This is a genomic window from Cupriavidus sp. CuC1 (assembly GCF_044627735.1).
GTDB lineage: Bacteria > Pseudomonadota > Gammaproteobacteria > Burkholderiales > Burkholderiaceae > Cupriavidus > Cupriavidus ulmosensis.
The window spans coordinates 87,974-102,454 of sequence record NZ_JBIUHC010000015.1 but is presented as its reverse complement, the minus strand read 5'-3'; the positions used below and the strand labels follow the sequence as shown (position 1 = coordinate 102,454).

The window sequence follows — 14,481 nt, the reverse complement described above, 5'->3', positions numbered from 1 at the left end:
CCCCCCAATGAGCCGATTCCTCAATCAGGAAAAGGGCTTCGCGACGCCGCAGCCGCGGCGTCACCATGGAACTTCGGGCTAGCGTCAAGCGAGCGCCCGCCCTCTCCCCCGGCCCCTCTCCCACTGCGTGGGAGAGGGGGAGCAAACCGAGCGATCCGCAAGCGTATAGCCTCAATCTCTCGCAGGCTTAGCTCCCCTCTCCCGCGTGCAGGAGAGGGGTTGGGGGAGAGCGCGGGCGCGAGCCGAAGCCGGCAGCGTTTACCACCACCTCAGCCCCCGTCAACCGGAAACACCGGCTCCCCCAGGTTCAGCATCAACCGGTTCGCCCACGCAAAGATCGCGATCGAGTGAATCAGGTCGAGGATCTCTGCGTCGCTCACGCCCACCTCGCGCAGCGCGCGCAAGGTGTCGGCGTTGACCGCATCCGGCCGCTCGGTCAGCGCGATCGAGAACTTCGAGATCGCCTGCTCGCGCGCGGTGGTGCCCGCCGTATGCGGGTCCTCGAAGACCTGGGTGATAACATCGTTGCGCTTGGCCAGTTGCTCGAAGCGCTGGGCATGCACCGACGCGCAGTACACGCAGCCGTTGATGCGCGACACCACCGTGCTGGCCAGCTCCCGCTCGGCGCGCGCCATGCCGCCGGGGGCGTACATGATGGCGTTGAAGGCCGTGGAGCGCTGGCGCAGGATCTCGGGCTGGTGCACCAGGAACAGGTAGTAGTCCGATACCTTGGCCTTGGGATGGCTTTCTTCCAGCACCGCGACCTGCTCGGGCGTGGCCTGGTCCACCTGTACCACGTCCAGCCAGGCCTTCCAGTCAAGTACTTCGTTGGTGAAGCCGTTTGCCTTGATGGGTGCGCTCATGCCGCGGCCTCCTGGGATTGCAGGGTTTTCAGGGCCTTCAGGCCGGCTACCAGGCGCACCTGGTAGGACAGGAATGCAATCAGCTGGGCCAGCGTCACCACGTCAGGCGTGGCCAGGCCGGCGGCGGGCAGGGCCTTGAGGGCGGCTTCGTCGCCGGCGACCGGGTTCTCGATCAGGGTGCGGGTGAAGGCGAGGATGGCGCGCAGGCGCGGATCGGCCAGCGATTCCGGATCGCCTTGCCCGGCCACGGCGACCAGGGCGGCATCGGCGCCGGCCTGCGCAAGGCGCGCGCTGTAATGCGCAACCAGTTCCGGCGCGGGTGTCAGGCGCGCGGCATAGAGCGCCACCAGCAGGCGCTCGGTCAGCGGCAGGCCGGGCAGGGCGGGATCGAACAGCGCGTCATAGCTGCCTTGCGTGGAGGCGGCGACTTTCTCGCGCTGATGGCGCAGTGCATGGGTGGCCGAGCCGGCGGCGAGGCCGGCTGCGTGGTCCACCACGTCGGCGGTGGCTGGGTTGGCTTGGGTCATGATGGGTTCTCGGTCTTGACTCAGTGATTTTGTTGTTCGGTCGTTCAGGCCTGGCCGGCATGGCTGGCGACCGCACGCGCCAGGAACTCGCGCACGCCGATCCACGATTGCTCATCCGCCACGGCATTCGCCGCCGGTGTGCCGCCCGTGGTGCTGATGCGCCTGGACACCGGATGCGCATAGACCATCTGCGTGGTCGGCACGTAGGGGAAGAGGATGGCATGGCCCGCCTCCTCGAAATCCAGGTGCCTGACCGCATGCGGATGCCCGGCCTCGGCCAGCTTGTCCGCCACCATGCGCGAATACAGGCTGGAAGGCCAGGAGCCGTCGTCGGTGCCCGACAGCAGCATCACCGGCCCGCGGATATCCTCGACCCGGATGCGGGCGCGCGCCACCGCGTCGGGGTCTTGCAGCGCGGTCAGGATGGCGCGTTCATGCCGGTGCGGCGCCGGGCCTTCGTCAAAGGGCGCCCAGCTTGCCGTACGGTTGTTCTCCCACACATGCGGCAGCGGCTTGCCGTGGTGCAGCCAGGCCGGGCCTTCGCGGCCGATGGCGGGGTCGGCGGCGTTCTGCGCGCTGTGCACCACCGCGCCGGGCACGTAGCCGATCACCGCCGAGACCAGTTCGGGGAAGGTCGCACCCAGCAGCAGCACAAGCTCGCCGCCGCGCGACTGGCCCGACAGCGCGATGAAATCGTGCGCCGGCCGGACGTGTTCGCGGATCCAGTGCAGGCCTCGCTCGAAGTATTCCAGAGGCGTATTGGAGATGTAGTCCGATAGCCCCGGCGCCTTGAAGTACGCCAATGCCAGCGCGGCGTACCCGCGCGAGGCATAGAGCGCGGCGCGCGGTTCGTTGATGCCGCCGCCCGAGCCGTTGAGCACCATCACCGCCGGATGCGGGCCGGGGCCCGCGGGCAAGTAAAGCGTGCCGACCAGGCCGTCCTCGCGTACTTCCCGGCGGGTCACACCGGCAGCCGCCAGGCGCTGCACCAGTTCGCCGTTTGTTTCGCCGCCGCCTGCCCGCACCGTGACCTCGGTCACGAGCGGCCGGGTGGCGTCGGCATGGAATTGCTCGCGGCTGTCGCTGTCGACCGGGCGCTGCGACCACAGCAGGCCCATGGCGCTCACGCCGGCGTAGCTGCCCGATAGCGGCGCGTCGCGCTCCAGGTCCACGGTGCCGGCGGCGTTTGCCACGAACACAGCTTCGCTGGCCCAGGGGATATCCCGGCCGCGCAGTGTGCGCGTGGCGATGGCGATGGTTTCGCCGGGGCGCAGGCCCGATACGGAAATCCGCCGCGCGACGTCGATCAGGTCGTCGGCCGGCGTGATGTGAAGCTGTGCCATGTTCGCTCCGCCTTACTTGCCGTCGCGCGTGACCATCATCGCCGCAGTGCGGTCGCTGGTCATCGGCGCAACCTTCAGGCCCTTCCTGGCGGCCCAGATGTTCTGGTAGTGGTAGAGCGGCAGCACGCCTACATCGTCCGACACCAGCTTGACCGAGCGGCGCAGGATGGCTTCGCGCTTGGGCACGTCGAACTCGGCGGTGGATTCGTCCAGCGTCTTGTCCACGGCCGGGTTGCTGTAGTGGCCCCAGTTGGAGGCGCCCAGGCCCTTCTTGGCATCCACGGTGGCCAGCACGTTGACCAGCGCATAGCTGGCCTCGCCGGTGCCGTTACCCCAGGCCAGCATGCTGACCGCGTATTCGTTCTTGTTGGCGCGGCCGGCGTAGACCGACCAGGGCACCACTTCCACCTGGGTCTTGACGCCGATGCGGGTCCAGAACTGGGCTACCGCCTGCGCGGTCTCGGGGCCTTGCGGATAGCGGTCGTTCGGCGCGTGGATGGTCAGCTTGAAGCCATCCTTGAACCCGGCCTCGGCCAGCAGCTTCTTGGCCTGCTCCGGATCGTAGGGAATGTCCTTGACCTCCGGGTTGTAGCCGAAAGTGCTCTTGGGCATCCACTGGTTGGCCACGCTGGCGGTGTTCTGCAGGATGCGGCCCACCACCGCCTGGCGGTTGATGGCCAGCGACAGCGCGCGGCGCACGCGCACGTCCAGCAGCGGGTTCTTGTCGAGCGGCTTGCCGGCGTTATCGGTGATGTACGGATTTGGGCCGGGCTTGAAGCTCGGTTGCAGCAGCATCACGCGCAGGCCGGCGTAGGGAAACACGCTGACGTTGGGCGATTGCTTGAGCTTGGCCAGGTCGGAGACCGACACCTTGTCGATCACATCGACGTCGCCGGACAGCAGCGCGGCGGTGCGGGCCGGGCCGTTGTTGATATAGCGGTAGTTGACCTGCTGCCAGGCCGGCTTGCCGTCCCAGTAGCCGTCATTGCGCGCCATCATCACGCGGTCGCCTGGCGTGTAGGAGATGAACTTGTACGGGCCGGTGCCGACCACGGCACGGCCGCTGTTGTAGTCCTCGGTGCTGGCCTTCTCGCCCACATGCTTGCTGACGATATGGATCGATGCCAGGTTCAGCGGCAGGTCCGGGTTCGGGATATTGGTCTTGATGACCAGGGTGTACGGGTCCTTGGCGTTCATCGACTCGATGGTGCGCAGGTAGCCCGCGTACGACGCCACGCTGCCCGGCACATTGCGCGCGCGCTGGTAGGAGAAGATGACGTCCTCCGCGCCGAAGGGCTTGCCATCCTGCCACTTCACATCGCGGCGCAGCTTGAATTCCCAGGTCTTGTCGTCCAGCGCCTTCCACGACAGGGCCAGCCCCGGTTGCAGCTTGTTGTCCTTGTTCTCGATCAGCAGGTCCCAGAAATGCAGGTCCACCGAACGGTCGCCGGCGTGGTTATTGAGCTGCGGGTCCAGCGACGAAAGCGGATCGGCAAAGGCGATCGACAAGGACTGCGCGCAGGCCGCGCCGGCGCAGAGCATGGCGGCAACGGTGGCGCTGATCGAGAGGGACAGCAGGCGTTTCATGGGCAGGTTTCCTCGGGGCGATGAGAGTGTTTGAGAAGCGTGGCGCGCATTAGCCAACCTCGTTCAGGTGGCAGGCGCTGAGATGGTTCACGGCGATGCCGCGCAGGCGCGGCACCTCGGTCCGGCAGCGCGCCATGGCATGCGGGCAGCGCGGATGGAAGTGGCAGCCCGGCGGCGGCGCCAGTGGGCTGGGAATCTCGCCCTTGATGGCGGTGAAGGTCTTGTGGCGCGAGTCCAGGCGCGGGATTTCCGCCAGCAGCGCTTGCGTGTACGGGTGGTTGGCCTGCCGGAAGATGTCTTGCGTCGGCGCGCTCTCCACCACGCGGCCCAGGTACATGATGACCACGCGGTCCGATACATGCTCCACCACGCCAAGATCGTGGCTGATAAAGAGATAGGTCAGGCCAAGCTGCTCGCGCAGGTCCATGAACAGGTTGAGCACCTGCGCCTGGATCGACACGTCCAGAGCAGCCACCGCCTCGTCGCACACCAGCAATTCGGGCTGCACGGCGAGCGCCCTGGCAATGCCGATGCGCTGGCGCTGCCCCCCGCTGAACTGGTGCGGGTAGCGCTGGCGCAGCGCCGGATCCAGCCCGGCGCGCTCCAGCTGCGCGCTAACGTAATCGTCGAAGCCGGCCGCGTCCACCAGCCCGTGCAGCCGCGCGCCTTCGCCGACGATGCGATCCACGCGCAAGCGGGGATTCAGGCTGGCGTACGGATCCTGGAACACCATCTGGATCTTCAGCCGCAGTGCGCGGCGCTCGCTCGCATCCAGGCCCTCGATGCTTTGGCCATCCACACGGATCTGCCCAGCAGACGGCTGCAGCAGGCCGGCCACCATGCGGCCAAGCGTGGATTTGCCGCAACCGGATTCGCCGACCAGGCCAACCACTTCGCCCCGGCGGATCTGCAGGTCCACGCCGTCCACCGCGTGAGTGACGGGCGCGGGCTCCGACCAGCCCATGCGCTGCAGCGCGCGGCCAAAACGGCCGGGATGCTGCTCGCCAAAGCGCTTGGCGAGACCATGAGCGTCGATCAGGGCGGGCAATTGTGGCGCCTCGCCGGCAGCGTGTTCAGTCGGCTTCATGCGAACTCCGCGGCAACGGCCGGCTGGCCCGGATGGAAACAGCGTACCTGGCGCATGGCTTGCGGCGAGGTGATGACGGGCGCCTGCCCGCAGGCACTGGACACGCGCGGGCAGCGTGCCGCAAAGGCGCAGCCCGGCGGCATCGTCAGCAGGTTGGGCGTCATGCCGGGAATCTGGCGCAGCCGCTGGCCGCGCTTGTTCAGGCTCGGCAGGCTGCCGATCAGGCCGGCGGTGTAGGGGTGCAGCGGATGGTCCAGCACGGCGTCGACCGGGCCCTGCTCCACGATGCGGCCGGCATACATCACGGCGACTTCATCGGCCAGGCCGGCTACGACGGACAGGTCGTGCGTGATCCAGATCAGCGCGGTGCCATGCTGGCGCGCCAGCTTCTGCACTTCGGACAGGATCTGCGCCTGGATGGTGACATCCAGCGCGGTGGTCGGCTCGTCGGCAATGATCAGGTCGGGCCGGTGCAGCATGGCGATGGCAATCGCCACGCGCTGGCGCATGCCGCCGGAGAGCTGGTGCGGGTAGGCGCGCAGGCGTTCCTCCGGGCTGGGGATGCCCATCATGCCCAGCGTGTCGCGTGCCAGTTCGCGGGCCTGCTTGTGGCTGGCGGGGCTGTGCGCGCGCACGGCCTCGATCATCTGCGCGTCCACCCGCATCACCGGATTGAGCGTCATCATCGGATCCTGGAAGATCATCGCGATGCGGTTGCCCTGCAGCTGGCGCAGCTCCGCTGGCCGCATGCTGGTCAGCTCCCGGCCCTGGAACAGGATCTCGCCGCCGACGATGCGTCCCGGCGCGTCGACCAGGCCCATGATGGAAAAGCCCGTGACCGATTTGCCGGAGCCGGATTCGCCCACCAGCCCGAGGATGCGGCCGCGCGGCACGGTGAAGGAGACGTCGTCCACTGCCGGCAGCACGCCCGCGCGGGTTTCGAAGTGCGTGCGCAGATGGCGGACTTCCAGCGTCGGCGCGGCGTTGTTGATGTCCGGCGTGGTCATTTCTGCAACCTCGGGTTGAGCACGTCGCGCAGGCGGTCGCCCACCAGGTTGATGGCCACCACCGTGACCAGCAGCGCGATGCCAGGGAAGAAGCTGATCCAGTATTCGTCGGACAGCATGAACTGGTAGCCGTTGGCAATCAGCAGGCCTAGGGAGGGCTCGGTCACCGGCACGCCCAGGCCGAGGAAGGACAGGGTAGCCTCCAGCGTGATGGCGCGCGCCACCTGCAGCGAGGCAATGACGATCAGCGGCGGCAGGCAGTTCGGCAGGATATGGCCCACCACGATGCGCCAGTTGGAAATGCCCTGGCCGCGCGCGGCTTCCACGTATTCCCGCCGGCTTTCCACCAGCGCCTGGCCACGCGCGGCGCGCGCATAGTAAGCCCACTCCAGGATCACCAGCGTCAGCACCACATTGGTCACGCCCTTGCCGAGGAAGGCCAGGATCATCATCGCGACCAGGATCGATGGGAACGACAGCAGCAGGTCCACGGTGCGCATGATCACGCTGTCCACGCGCCCGCCGGCATAAGCGGCCAGCAGGCCGAGCAGGGTACCGATGACGCCAGCGATCAGCGCCGAGCCCACGCCCACGCTCAGGCTGATGCGCAGGCCGTAGAGGATGCCGGAGAAAATGTCGCGCCCCTGGCCGTCGGTGCCGAGCCAGTAGCTGTAGGTGCCGGTGCCGCTCGGCGTGCCGGGCGCAAGGCGCGCGTCCATGACGTCGAGCTGGAGCAGGTCGTATGGATTCTGCGGCGTGACCAGCGGCGCGAAGACCGCGGCCAGCACCAGGATCACCAGCAGCACCAGGCCGAACACGGCGGTGCGCGAGGCGAAGAAATCCGCCGCCATGCGGCGCCACGGCGATTCGCGGCGCAGCGCCTGGGGCGCCGCCGCAGCGGCGGCAGCGGTGTTGTCGATGGCGCTCATGTGGCGGCCTCCAGCCGCACGCGCGGGTCGAGCAGCTTGTAGAGAATGTCCACTATCAGGTTCAGCGTGACGAACAGGCACACCACCACGATCAGGTAGGAAACGATCACCGGGCGGTCCAGCGCGTTGATGCTGTCGAGGATCAGCTTGCCGGCGCCGGGCCAGGCGAAGATGCTCTCGGTCACCACCGCAAACGCGATGGTCGAGCCGAACTCCAGGCCCAGCACGGTGACCAGCGGAATCATCGTGTTGCGCAGCACATGGCCCAGCACCACCCGGATCGGCGACAGGCCCTTGGCGCGCGCGAACTTGACCCAGTCCTGCGGCAGCACCTCGCGCACGCCGGCGCGGGTCAGCCGCAGCACCAGTGAGACCTTGAACAGCGACAGGTTGATGGCCGGCAGGATCAGGTGGCGCAGGCCGTCGGCGGTCAGCCACGACCACGGCACGCCCAGCCACTCGGCAGTGGCGCCGCGCCCGCCCGAGGGCAGCCAGCCGAGCCGCACGCTGAAGGCCATGATCAGCATCAGCCCGACCCAGAAGGTGGGCAGCGAGAAGCCGACGATGCTGCCGGTCATCAGCACACGCGAGACCGGATGCTCCGGGTACAGCCCGGCAAAGAGACCGCAGGGCACGCCCACCAGCACCGCCAGCAGCAGCGCCGCCACGGCGAGTTCCAGCGTGGCCGGCAGCCGCTGCAGGATGAGCTGGATGGCGGGCACGTTATAGACAAAGCTGTTGCCCAGGTTGCCGTGCAGGGCACCTTGCAGGAAGGCGAGATACTGGCGCCAGAGCGGCTGGTCCAGCCCCAGCCTGGCGATGATGCGCGCGCGCTCGACCTGGTCCACGTCCTGGCCGATCAGGGTATCGACCGGATTGCCGATCGCGTGCAGGCCGGCAAACACGATCACCGTCATCGCCAGCACTACCAGCAGCGATTGCGCCAGCCGCTTGGCCAGCCATCGGATCGGCCAGCGGCTCATGATGCGTTCGCCGCGTCGCTGGGCAGCGCCGGGGGCGGCCCGGCCGGAACCCACTCATCGCCGAATACTTCGGGCTCGGCGAAGGCTTCCATATTGGCGTAGTGCAGCGCCACGTCCTCCTGGTAGAGCAGGGCGGCGATGCCTTGGCCGAGGCGCCTGGCGCCGTCGCTGATGGCGGGGATGTCGCCGGATACGGTGCCATGCGTCAGCGCCGCCGGGTAGCAGAAGCAGTGGATGCGCGACAGGCCCGGGCACGCGTGTGTCGTCTTCTCGAGGAATTCGAAGGCTGGGCCAAGGTCCGGCGAGTCCGACAGCTCCTGGTCTTCCTGGCCCGCAGCCGGGGTGTAGCGGTCGCGCCAGTAGCGGATATGGCGGGCGAAGGCGCCGAACTCCTCCCGCGTGTCCAGCGCAATGCGAAAGCCCGTGGAAAAGATCAGGAAATCCAGCTCGAACGCGCCCTTGGGCGTCTGCACCAGCAGCGCGTCACCGGCTTGCTCGATGCGCTCGATCGGGCAGGCCAGGTTGAAGCGCGCGTTCTCGTGCTGGGAGACCCGCAGCGTGCTGCCGCGCGGCGGCGGCACCTGCTGGGCGTTGATGTAATGGCGGATGCGCCATTTCCAGTCATCCGGCAGGCCGGGATGGCCATGCGTGAGGCCGGGGTTGCCCGCGCCCTTGCCCTTGTTGACGCGGGGGATGTCGGCGCGCCGTATCAACAGGTCGACGCTGGCCGCGCCCGCTTCCAGCGCGGTGGCGGCGCTGTCCATGGCGGACGCGCCCGCGCCGATCACGCCTACGCGCTTGCCGCGCAAGGTGCTGTAGTCGAACACATCGCTCGAATGCGCCCAGCGCGAGCGCGGCAGGTCCTGCGCGAAGGGCGGCACGTGCGCGCCGCCCAGTCCGTCGCGGCCGGTGGCCAGCACCACGCGGCGCGCCAGCACGGTCTGCGCGCCGGCGGGCGAGCGGATTTCCAGCACCACCAGGCCATCGGGGCGGGGCACCACACGCTCGACCCCGTGTTCGTTGCGCACGTCCAGGTCCAGCACCCGGCGATACCAGCGCAGGTAATCCATCCATTGCAGGCGCGGGATCTTGTCCAGCGCTTCCCAGGCGTTGGCGCCGAACTGCGCCTCGAACCAGGCGCGGAAGGTCAGGGCGGGCAGGCCCAGCGCGGGGCCGGTGAGCTGCTTGGGCGAGCGCAGCGTTTCCATGCGCGCGGTGGTGGCCCAAGGGCCTTCGAAGCCTTCCGGCGAGCGATCGAAGATGCGCGCGTTGATGCCCAGGTGCTTGAGCGTGGCCGCCGCGGCCATGCCGGCCATGCCGCCGCCGATCACGGCCACGTCCAGCACCGGCTCGCCGTCGTGCGTGCGCGCCACGGTCCAGCTCTTGGCGGGCAGTTCCAGCCAGGACAGGTCCTGGCGCAGGCGCGCTTCCAGGGCGGCAAGGCCGGCGGCGTTGGCGGCGGCTGCCGGGAAGGTGTCAGCGGGCGATTTCATAGGTCGGTTTGTTCTGTGTCGTAGGGCGTGCCGGCGGCCGGCTCGGTGGCGGCGGCGTCGCCATACAGCGCTTGCAGCAGCGCGCCGTGCTGTTCCGGGCCGCGCTGGGTAAAGTCCGGCAGCAGCGCGCGGGCCGCGTCAGCCAGCGTGTCGATCAGCGCCAGCACCGCCGCGCTGGCGGGCCTGGCCTGCGGGGTGATCACGCCAAAGTAAAAGGGAATGTCGGCATCGATGGGGCGCACCACGATATCGGCCAGTGGCACGCCGCGCGCGGTCACCGGCTCCAGCACGGCAATGCCCAGCCCGGCGCGCACGGCCGTGAGCGCATTGAGCGAGGAGTTGGTGTCGATTAGCGCGGCCGGCTCCACCCCGGCGCGGGCAAACGCCTCGTCCAGGCGGCGGCGCAGCCGGTAGGGGTTCTGCATGGTGACGATGCGCCGGCCGCTGCAGGCGGCCAGAGGAATGGTGGCCAGCGCCGCCAGCGGATCGTCGGCGCGTACCGCGGCCACGCAGGCAGCCTGCCCGATCCAGTGCACGGTCACGCCGCGATGCTCCAGCGGCAGGCTGGTCAGCCCGATCTCGGCCGCGCCGGTGAGCACCGAATGCACGACTTTTTCGGGGGAAGCGCTATTGATATGGATGTGGCTGGCGCGGCCGGGGGAGCCTGCCTTCCCGGCCGTTGCGGCCGTCGCATGGTCCGGCTGGTGGCCGGCCAGGGCCAGGGGCAACAACCCGGCCGCCAGGGCCGGCGTGGCCGCGATCTGCAGCGAGCGGTTTTCCTCGCGGGCGATTTCGGCGGCGCGGGCGCGGATCTGCTGCAGGCCGACCAGCGCGTGCTCCACCTCCTCATACAGCAGGAAGCCACGCTCGGTAGGGCTCACGCGCGGCCCGCTACGGGCGAACAGCGCAAAGCCGATCTCGCTTTCCAGCTCCTGGATCAGGCGCGTGATGGCCGGCTGGGAGCGCCCCAGCAGGCGCCCGGCGGCGGTCACGCTGCCGCTGGTCATGACTGCCGCGAAGGCTTCCAGTTGCCGGATTTCCATGGGGGCCCGAGTTGCTGATGCTATGTATGTGTTTTGTGGATTCTCACCCCGCTAGCATTCGGATTGCAAATACTATTTTCATATGTGCTCATGCGGCACAAAGTGGGTGCGCGCCGGCGTCGCTGTCGAGGCCATGCAAGTATCATGTGATGAACCGGCCCGGCAGTCCGCGTGCCACGCACCATGCCCAGGAGAGCGCTTCATTTGACCTTGCAACCCGGAAGCCCGCGCCGTACCGAGCCTTGGCTGGCCATGCTCCTGTGCTGGGCGCTGGCCTGCCTGTCGCTGCTGGCCGCGGCCGGCACGGCCCGCGCCGATACCCTGCGGGTCGGCTCCAAGCGCTTCACCGAGTCCTACATCCTCGGGGAAATCCTCACCCAGGCCGCTGCCGCCCAGGGCAGCGCACAGCACACGCCGGGCCTTGGCAACACAGCGATCGTGTTCGAGGCGCTCAAGGCCGGCAGCATCGACCTGTATCCCGACTACACCGGCACCGTTTCCAGCGAAATCCTCAAGCTGCCCGCCGGCGCCAGCCTGGCGCAGATCAACCAGGCGCTGGCGCCGCTGGGCCTGGCGGCAGGGATTCCGCTTGGCTTCGAGAACACCTATGCGCTCGCCGTGGAGGCGCACAAGGCGCAGCAACTCGGGCTGGCGACGCTGGGCGACCTGGCCGCGCGGCCGCAGCTGCGCCTCGGGCTGTCGCATGAATTCCTGGGCCGGGCGGACGGCTGGCCCGGGCTGGCGCAGCGCTACGGCTTGCGCCAGCGGCCGCTCGGGCTGGACCACGGCGTGGCCTACGAAGCCCTGGCCAACGGGCAGGTCGACGGCATCGACATCTATTCCACCGACGCGAAGATCCGCAAATACGGGCTGCGCGTGCTGACGGATGACCGCCATTACTTCCCCCGCTATGACGCCGTGGTGCTCTACCGCCTGGACCTGCCGCAGCGCTTCCCGGCCGCCTGGCAGGCATTGACGGGGCTGGCCGGCAAGGTGAGCGCGGCGGACATGATCGCCATGAATGCCGCGGCGGAACTGGATGGGCAATCCTTTGCCGCCGTGGCGCGGTCTTTCCTGGCGCATGGCAATGCCGGCGCGACGGACGCAACGGCCGGCGCGCGCGCCGGCCTAGCCGGCACCTTGTTTGGCCGCGATACCTTGCGGCTGACCTGGCGCCACCTGGCCCTGGTGCTGGGAGCGGTTGGCGCGGCCACCTTGCTGGGCGTGCCGCTGGGCATCGTCGCCGCGCGCCGGCAGCGGCTGGGGCAGGCGCTGATGGCCGCGGTGAGCGTGCTGCAGACCGTGCCGTCGCTGGCCCTGCTGGCGATGCTGATCCCGCTGCTGGGGCGCATCGGCGTCTGGCCGGCGATGGTGGCGCTGTTCCTCTATGCGCTGCTGCCGATCGTGCGCAACACGCTGACCGGCCTGCAGCAGGTGCCAGCCGGCATGCGCGAGGCGGCGCGCGCCCTTGGCTTCACGCCCGGCCAGGTGCTGCGCTATGTGGAGCTCCCGCTGTCGATGCCGGTGCTGCTGGCCGGCATCAAGACGGCCGCCATCATCAGCGTGGGCACCGCCACCATTGCCGCCTTTGTCGGCGCTGGCGGCTATGGCGAGCGCATCGCCACCGGGCTGGCGCTGAACGACCATGTGCTGCTGATGGCGGGCGCCATCCCGGCCGCCGTGCTTGCGCTGCTGGTGCAGGCCGGGTTCGAGCTGGGGGAATGGTATCTGGGCAGGCATGCCCGGGGCGGGACGATAACCTGACGCGCCTTATTGCAATTGCGCCTTCGCCAGCTCGCCCAGCTTGGACACGGCGGCTTCCACCGCATCGCTCCACAGGTGGCCATAGTTCAGCCGGATGCAGTTGCGATAGCCTTGGCGCGCTGAAAAGATCGGGCCCGGCGCAATGCCGATGCCATGTTCCAGCGCCGCGCGATGCAGCGCCAGCGCATCGAATCCGGCGGCAAACTCCACCCACAGGAAGTACCCGCCGGCGGGCTGCGAGACCCGCACGTTCTCCGGGAAATGCCGGCCGATCGCCGCGATCAGCTGGCCCTGCTGCATCTCCAGCAGATGGCGCAGGCGCCGCAGGTGCTTGTCATAGCCGCCGTTCTGCAGGTACTCGGCCAGCGCCACCTGCGTGGGCACGCCCGCCGACAGCGTGGTCATCAGCCGCAGGCGCTTGATCGCCTCGCCATACCGCCCGGGCGCTACCCAGCCCACCCGGAAGCCCGGCGCCAGCGTCTTGGAAAACGAGCTGCAATGCATGACCAGCCCTTCCTGGTCGAAGGCCTTGGCGGGCAGGGGGCAGCGATTGCCGAAATACAGCTCGCCATAGACGTCATCCTCGATCAGTGGCACGCGGTGGCGTGCCAGCAAGGCCACCAGCGCCTGCTTCCTGGCCTCGGACATGCTCGCGCCCAGCGGATTCTGGAATTGCGTCATGAACCAGCAGGCCTTGATCGGATGGCGCTGGAGCGCGGCATCCAGTGCGTCCAGGTCGATGCCTTCGCGCGGGTCCACCGGGATCTCCACCGCGCGCAGGCGCAGCCGCTCCAGCGCCTGCAGCGCGGCATAGAAGCCGGGCGATTCGATCGCCACCACGTCGCCGGGCTGGGTCACCGCCATCAGGCACAGGTTGAGCGCTTCCAGCGCACCGTTGGTGACGATGATCTCGTCGGTGGGCTGCGGCGCACCCGCGCCGAGGTAGCGCAGGCCGATCTGCTGGCGCAGGGCCAGGTGGCCGGCGGGCATGTCGTTGACCGAATACCAGGGATCGAGCTCGCGTCCGGCCCGGGCCAGGGATTTGCCCAGCCGCTCCCAGGGGAACAACTCGGGCGAAGGGAAGGCCGAGCCAAGCTGGATGAGCTGCGGATCGCGCGCGGCGTCCAGCACCGAGAAGACCAGCTTGGAAATATCGACATCGGTCGAGACCTGGTGCGAGGGCCGCACGGCCGGTTGTGGCAGTGGCCGGCCGACCTGGCCGGTCACGTAGTAGCCGGAGCGCTCGCGTGCCCGCACCAGTCCGCGCTCCTCCAGCCGGTAGTACGCCTGGAACGCGGTGGCCGGGCTCACGCCGAACTGTGTCACGGTCTTGCGGATCGACGGCATCTTGGTGCCGGGCGGCAGGTTGCCGTTGCGAATGTCCTTGGCCAGCGTTTCCGCCAGTTCTTCGTAGCGCTTCATGGGGGCAGGGGGCGTTGCCGTGGAAAAGGATGGGCGCAGTATCAGGCGCTCAAACTGATACGCAAAATTATCGCAGATCTGATTCTGTTATTCCTTGTCAGCCGACGCCATAATCCCCCGTAACTACCAAAAGCCAAAGCGCCGCAAGGTCACGCGGCGGTTGGCAAGCATGTAAGGAAGAGCGAAATGAACCCCTTGAGATTGGTGCTGACGGTGTTGTGGGGATTTTTTGGCCTGCGCAAGGGCCAGGAACATATGCGCGACCTGCAGGCCGTGCGGCCGGTGCCGTTGATCCTGACCGGCGTGGCGCTGGCAGCGGGGCTGGTGCTGCTGCTCGTGTCGCTGGCCCATTGGGCGGTGACGCACGCCTGAAACGCGAGCCTGTCAATCCATCCCGTGCCCACGAGGCCATCCAGGCCCGCAACCACGAAGT

The 14,481-nt window shown here is 68.4% G+C and carries 13 protein-coding genes; 2 read left to right on the top strand and 11 right to left on the bottom strand.

The window, feature by feature from the left end; translation table 11 throughout:
* Positions 1–269 precede the first annotated feature (269 nt).
* Genes ACGLHR_RS09450 through ACGLHR_RS09405 form a run of 10 tightly spaced genes read right to left on the bottom strand, consistent with a single transcriptional unit; the run spans position 270 to position 10,862 of the window.
* Positions 270–863: a peroxidase-related enzyme gene (locus tag ACGLHR_RS09450; RefSeq protein WP_400093419.1), complete on the bottom strand. Its 594-nt coding sequence runs from the start codon at positions 861–863 to the stop codon at positions 270–272.
* Positions 860–1,390: a CMD domain protein gene (locus ACGLHR_RS09445; RefSeq protein WP_267603058.1), complete on the bottom strand. Its 531-nt coding sequence runs from the start codon at positions 1,388–1,390 to the stop codon at positions 860–862. The genes ACGLHR_RS09450 and ACGLHR_RS09445 overlap by 4 nt, the downstream gene beginning before the upstream one ends.
* Before the next feature lie 44 nt (positions 1,391–1,434).
* Complete coding sequence (locus ACGLHR_RS09440; protein ID WP_400093418.1) at positions 1,435–2,733, bottom strand: acyl-CoA thioester hydrolase/BAAT C-terminal domain-containing protein; 1,299 nt, start codon at positions 2,731–2,733, stop codon at positions 1,435–1,437.
* Positions 2,734–2,745: 12 nt separating this feature from the next.
* Positions 2,746–4,320 carry an ABC transporter substrate-binding protein gene (locus ACGLHR_RS09435; RefSeq protein ID WP_400093417.1) on the bottom strand — a complete coding sequence of 525 codons (1,575 nt, stop codon included), beginning with the start codon at positions 4,318–4,320 and terminating at the stop codon, positions 2,746–2,748.
* 49 nt (positions 4,321–4,369) lie between these two features.
* Complete coding sequence (locus ACGLHR_RS09430) at positions 4,370–5,407, bottom strand: ABC transporter ATP-binding protein (RefSeq protein ID WP_400093416.1); 1,038 nt, start codon at positions 5,405–5,407, stop codon at positions 4,370–4,372.
* Positions 5,404–6,414, bottom strand: coding sequence for an ABC transporter ATP-binding protein (locus tag ACGLHR_RS09425; RefSeq protein WP_400093415.1), 1,011 nt, complete (start codon positions 6,412–6,414; stop codon positions 5,404–5,406). Before ACGLHR_RS09425 ends, ACGLHR_RS09430 begins: the two co-directional genes overlap by 4 nt.
* The gene (locus ACGLHR_RS09420) at positions 6,411–7,343 is read right to left on the bottom strand and encodes an ABC transporter permease (protein WP_318236115.1); all 933 of its coding nucleotides are present in this window, start codon (positions 7,341–7,343) and stop codon (positions 6,411–6,413) included. Before ACGLHR_RS09420 ends, ACGLHR_RS09425 begins: the two co-directional genes overlap by 4 nt.
* Positions 7,340–8,326, bottom strand: coding sequence for an ABC transporter permease (locus ACGLHR_RS09415; protein WP_400093413.1), 987 nt, complete (start codon positions 8,324–8,326; stop codon positions 7,340–7,342). Before ACGLHR_RS09415 ends, ACGLHR_RS09420 begins: the two co-directional genes overlap by 4 nt.
* A complete protein-coding gene (locus tag ACGLHR_RS09410) occupies positions 8,323–9,819 on the bottom strand; it encodes an NAD(P)-binding domain-containing protein (RefSeq protein WP_400093411.1) in 1,497 nt (498 codons plus the stop codon). Before ACGLHR_RS09410 ends, ACGLHR_RS09415 begins: the two co-directional genes overlap by 4 nt.
* Entirely contained in the window at positions 9,816–10,862 is a 1,047-nt protein-coding gene (locus ACGLHR_RS09405) for a LysR family transcriptional regulator (protein ID WP_400093410.1), read from the bottom strand. The genes ACGLHR_RS09410 and ACGLHR_RS09405 overlap by 4 nt, the downstream gene beginning before the upstream one ends.
* A gap of 252 nt (positions 10,863–11,114) precedes the next feature.
* Here ACGLHR_RS09405 and ACGLHR_RS09400 point away from each other — a divergent pair, with 252 nt between their 5' ends.
* Positions 11,115–12,626 carry a glycine betaine ABC transporter substrate-binding protein gene (locus tag ACGLHR_RS09400; RefSeq protein WP_400093430.1) on the top strand — a complete coding sequence of 504 codons (1,512 nt, stop codon included), beginning with the start codon at positions 11,115–11,117 and terminating at the stop codon, positions 12,624–12,626.
* A gap of 6 nt (positions 12,627–12,632) precedes the next feature.
* Here the strand turns inward: ACGLHR_RS09400 and ACGLHR_RS09395 are convergent, their stop codons facing one another.
* A complete protein-coding gene (locus ACGLHR_RS09395; protein ID WP_400093408.1) occupies positions 12,633–14,048 on the bottom strand; it encodes a PLP-dependent aminotransferase family protein in 1,416 nt (471 codons plus the stop codon).
* Positions 14,049–14,234: 186 nt separating this feature from the next.
* Here ACGLHR_RS09395 and ACGLHR_RS09390 point away from each other — a divergent pair, with 186 nt between their 5' ends.
* A complete protein-coding gene (locus ACGLHR_RS09390) occupies positions 14,235–14,420 on the top strand; it encodes a DUF2970 domain-containing protein (RefSeq protein WP_150990214.1) in 186 nt (61 codons plus the stop codon).
* The last annotated feature ends 61 nt before the right edge of the window (positions 14,421–14,481 follow it).

What these genes read in the sequence shown, in the direction of transcription:
- ACGLHR_RS09430 (WP_400093416.1), bottom strand. Translation starts at nt 5,407, where the DNA reads ATGAAGCCGACTGAACACGCTGCCGGCGAGGCGCCACAATTGCCCGCC.
- ACGLHR_RS09435 (WP_400093417.1), bottom strand. Translation starts at nt 4,320, where the DNA reads ATGAAACGCCTGCTGTCCCTCTCGATCAGCGCCACCGTTGCCGCCATG.
- ACGLHR_RS09410 (WP_400093411.1), bottom strand. Translation starts at nt 9,819, where the DNA reads ATGAAATCGCCCGCTGACACCTTCCCGGCAGCCGCCGCCAACGCCGCC.
- ACGLHR_RS09395 (WP_400093408.1), bottom strand. Translation starts at nt 14,048, where the DNA reads ATGAAGCGCTACGAAGAACTGGCGGAAACGCTGGCCAAGGACATTCGC.
- ACGLHR_RS09420 (WP_318236115.1), bottom strand. Translation starts at nt 7,343, where the DNA reads ATGAGCGCCATCGACAACACCGCTGCCGCCGCTGCGGCGGCGCCCCAG.
- ACGLHR_RS09405 (WP_400093410.1), bottom strand. Translation starts at nt 10,862, where the DNA reads ATGGAAATCCGGCAACTGGAAGCCTTCGCGGCAGTCATGACCAGCGGC.
- ACGLHR_RS09400 (WP_400093430.1), top strand. Translation starts at nt 11,115, where the DNA reads ATGCTCCTGTGCTGGGCGCTGGCCTGCCTGTCGCTGCTGGCCGCGGCC.
- ACGLHR_RS09440 (WP_400093418.1), bottom strand. Translation starts at nt 2,733, where the DNA reads ATGGCACAGCTTCACATCACGCCGGCCGACGACCTGATCGACGTCGCG.
- ACGLHR_RS09415 (WP_400093413.1), bottom strand. Translation starts at nt 8,326, where the DNA reads ATGAGCCGCTGGCCGATCCGATGGCTGGCCAAGCGGCTGGCGCAATCG.
- ACGLHR_RS09390 (WP_150990214.1), top strand. Translation starts at nt 14,235, where the DNA reads ATGAACCCCTTGAGATTGGTGCTGACGGTGTTGTGGGGATTTTTTGGC.
- ACGLHR_RS09450 (WP_400093419.1), bottom strand. Translation starts at nt 863, where the DNA reads ATGAGCGCACCCATCAAGGCAAACGGCTTCACCAACGAAGTACTTGAC.
- ACGLHR_RS09445 (WP_267603058.1), bottom strand. Translation starts at nt 1,390, where the DNA reads ATGACCCAAGCCAACCCAGCCACCGCCGACGTGGTGGACCACGCAGCC.
- ACGLHR_RS09425 (WP_400093415.1), bottom strand. Translation starts at nt 6,414, where the DNA reads ATGACCACGCCGGACATCAACAACGCCGCGCCGACGCTGGAAGTCCGC.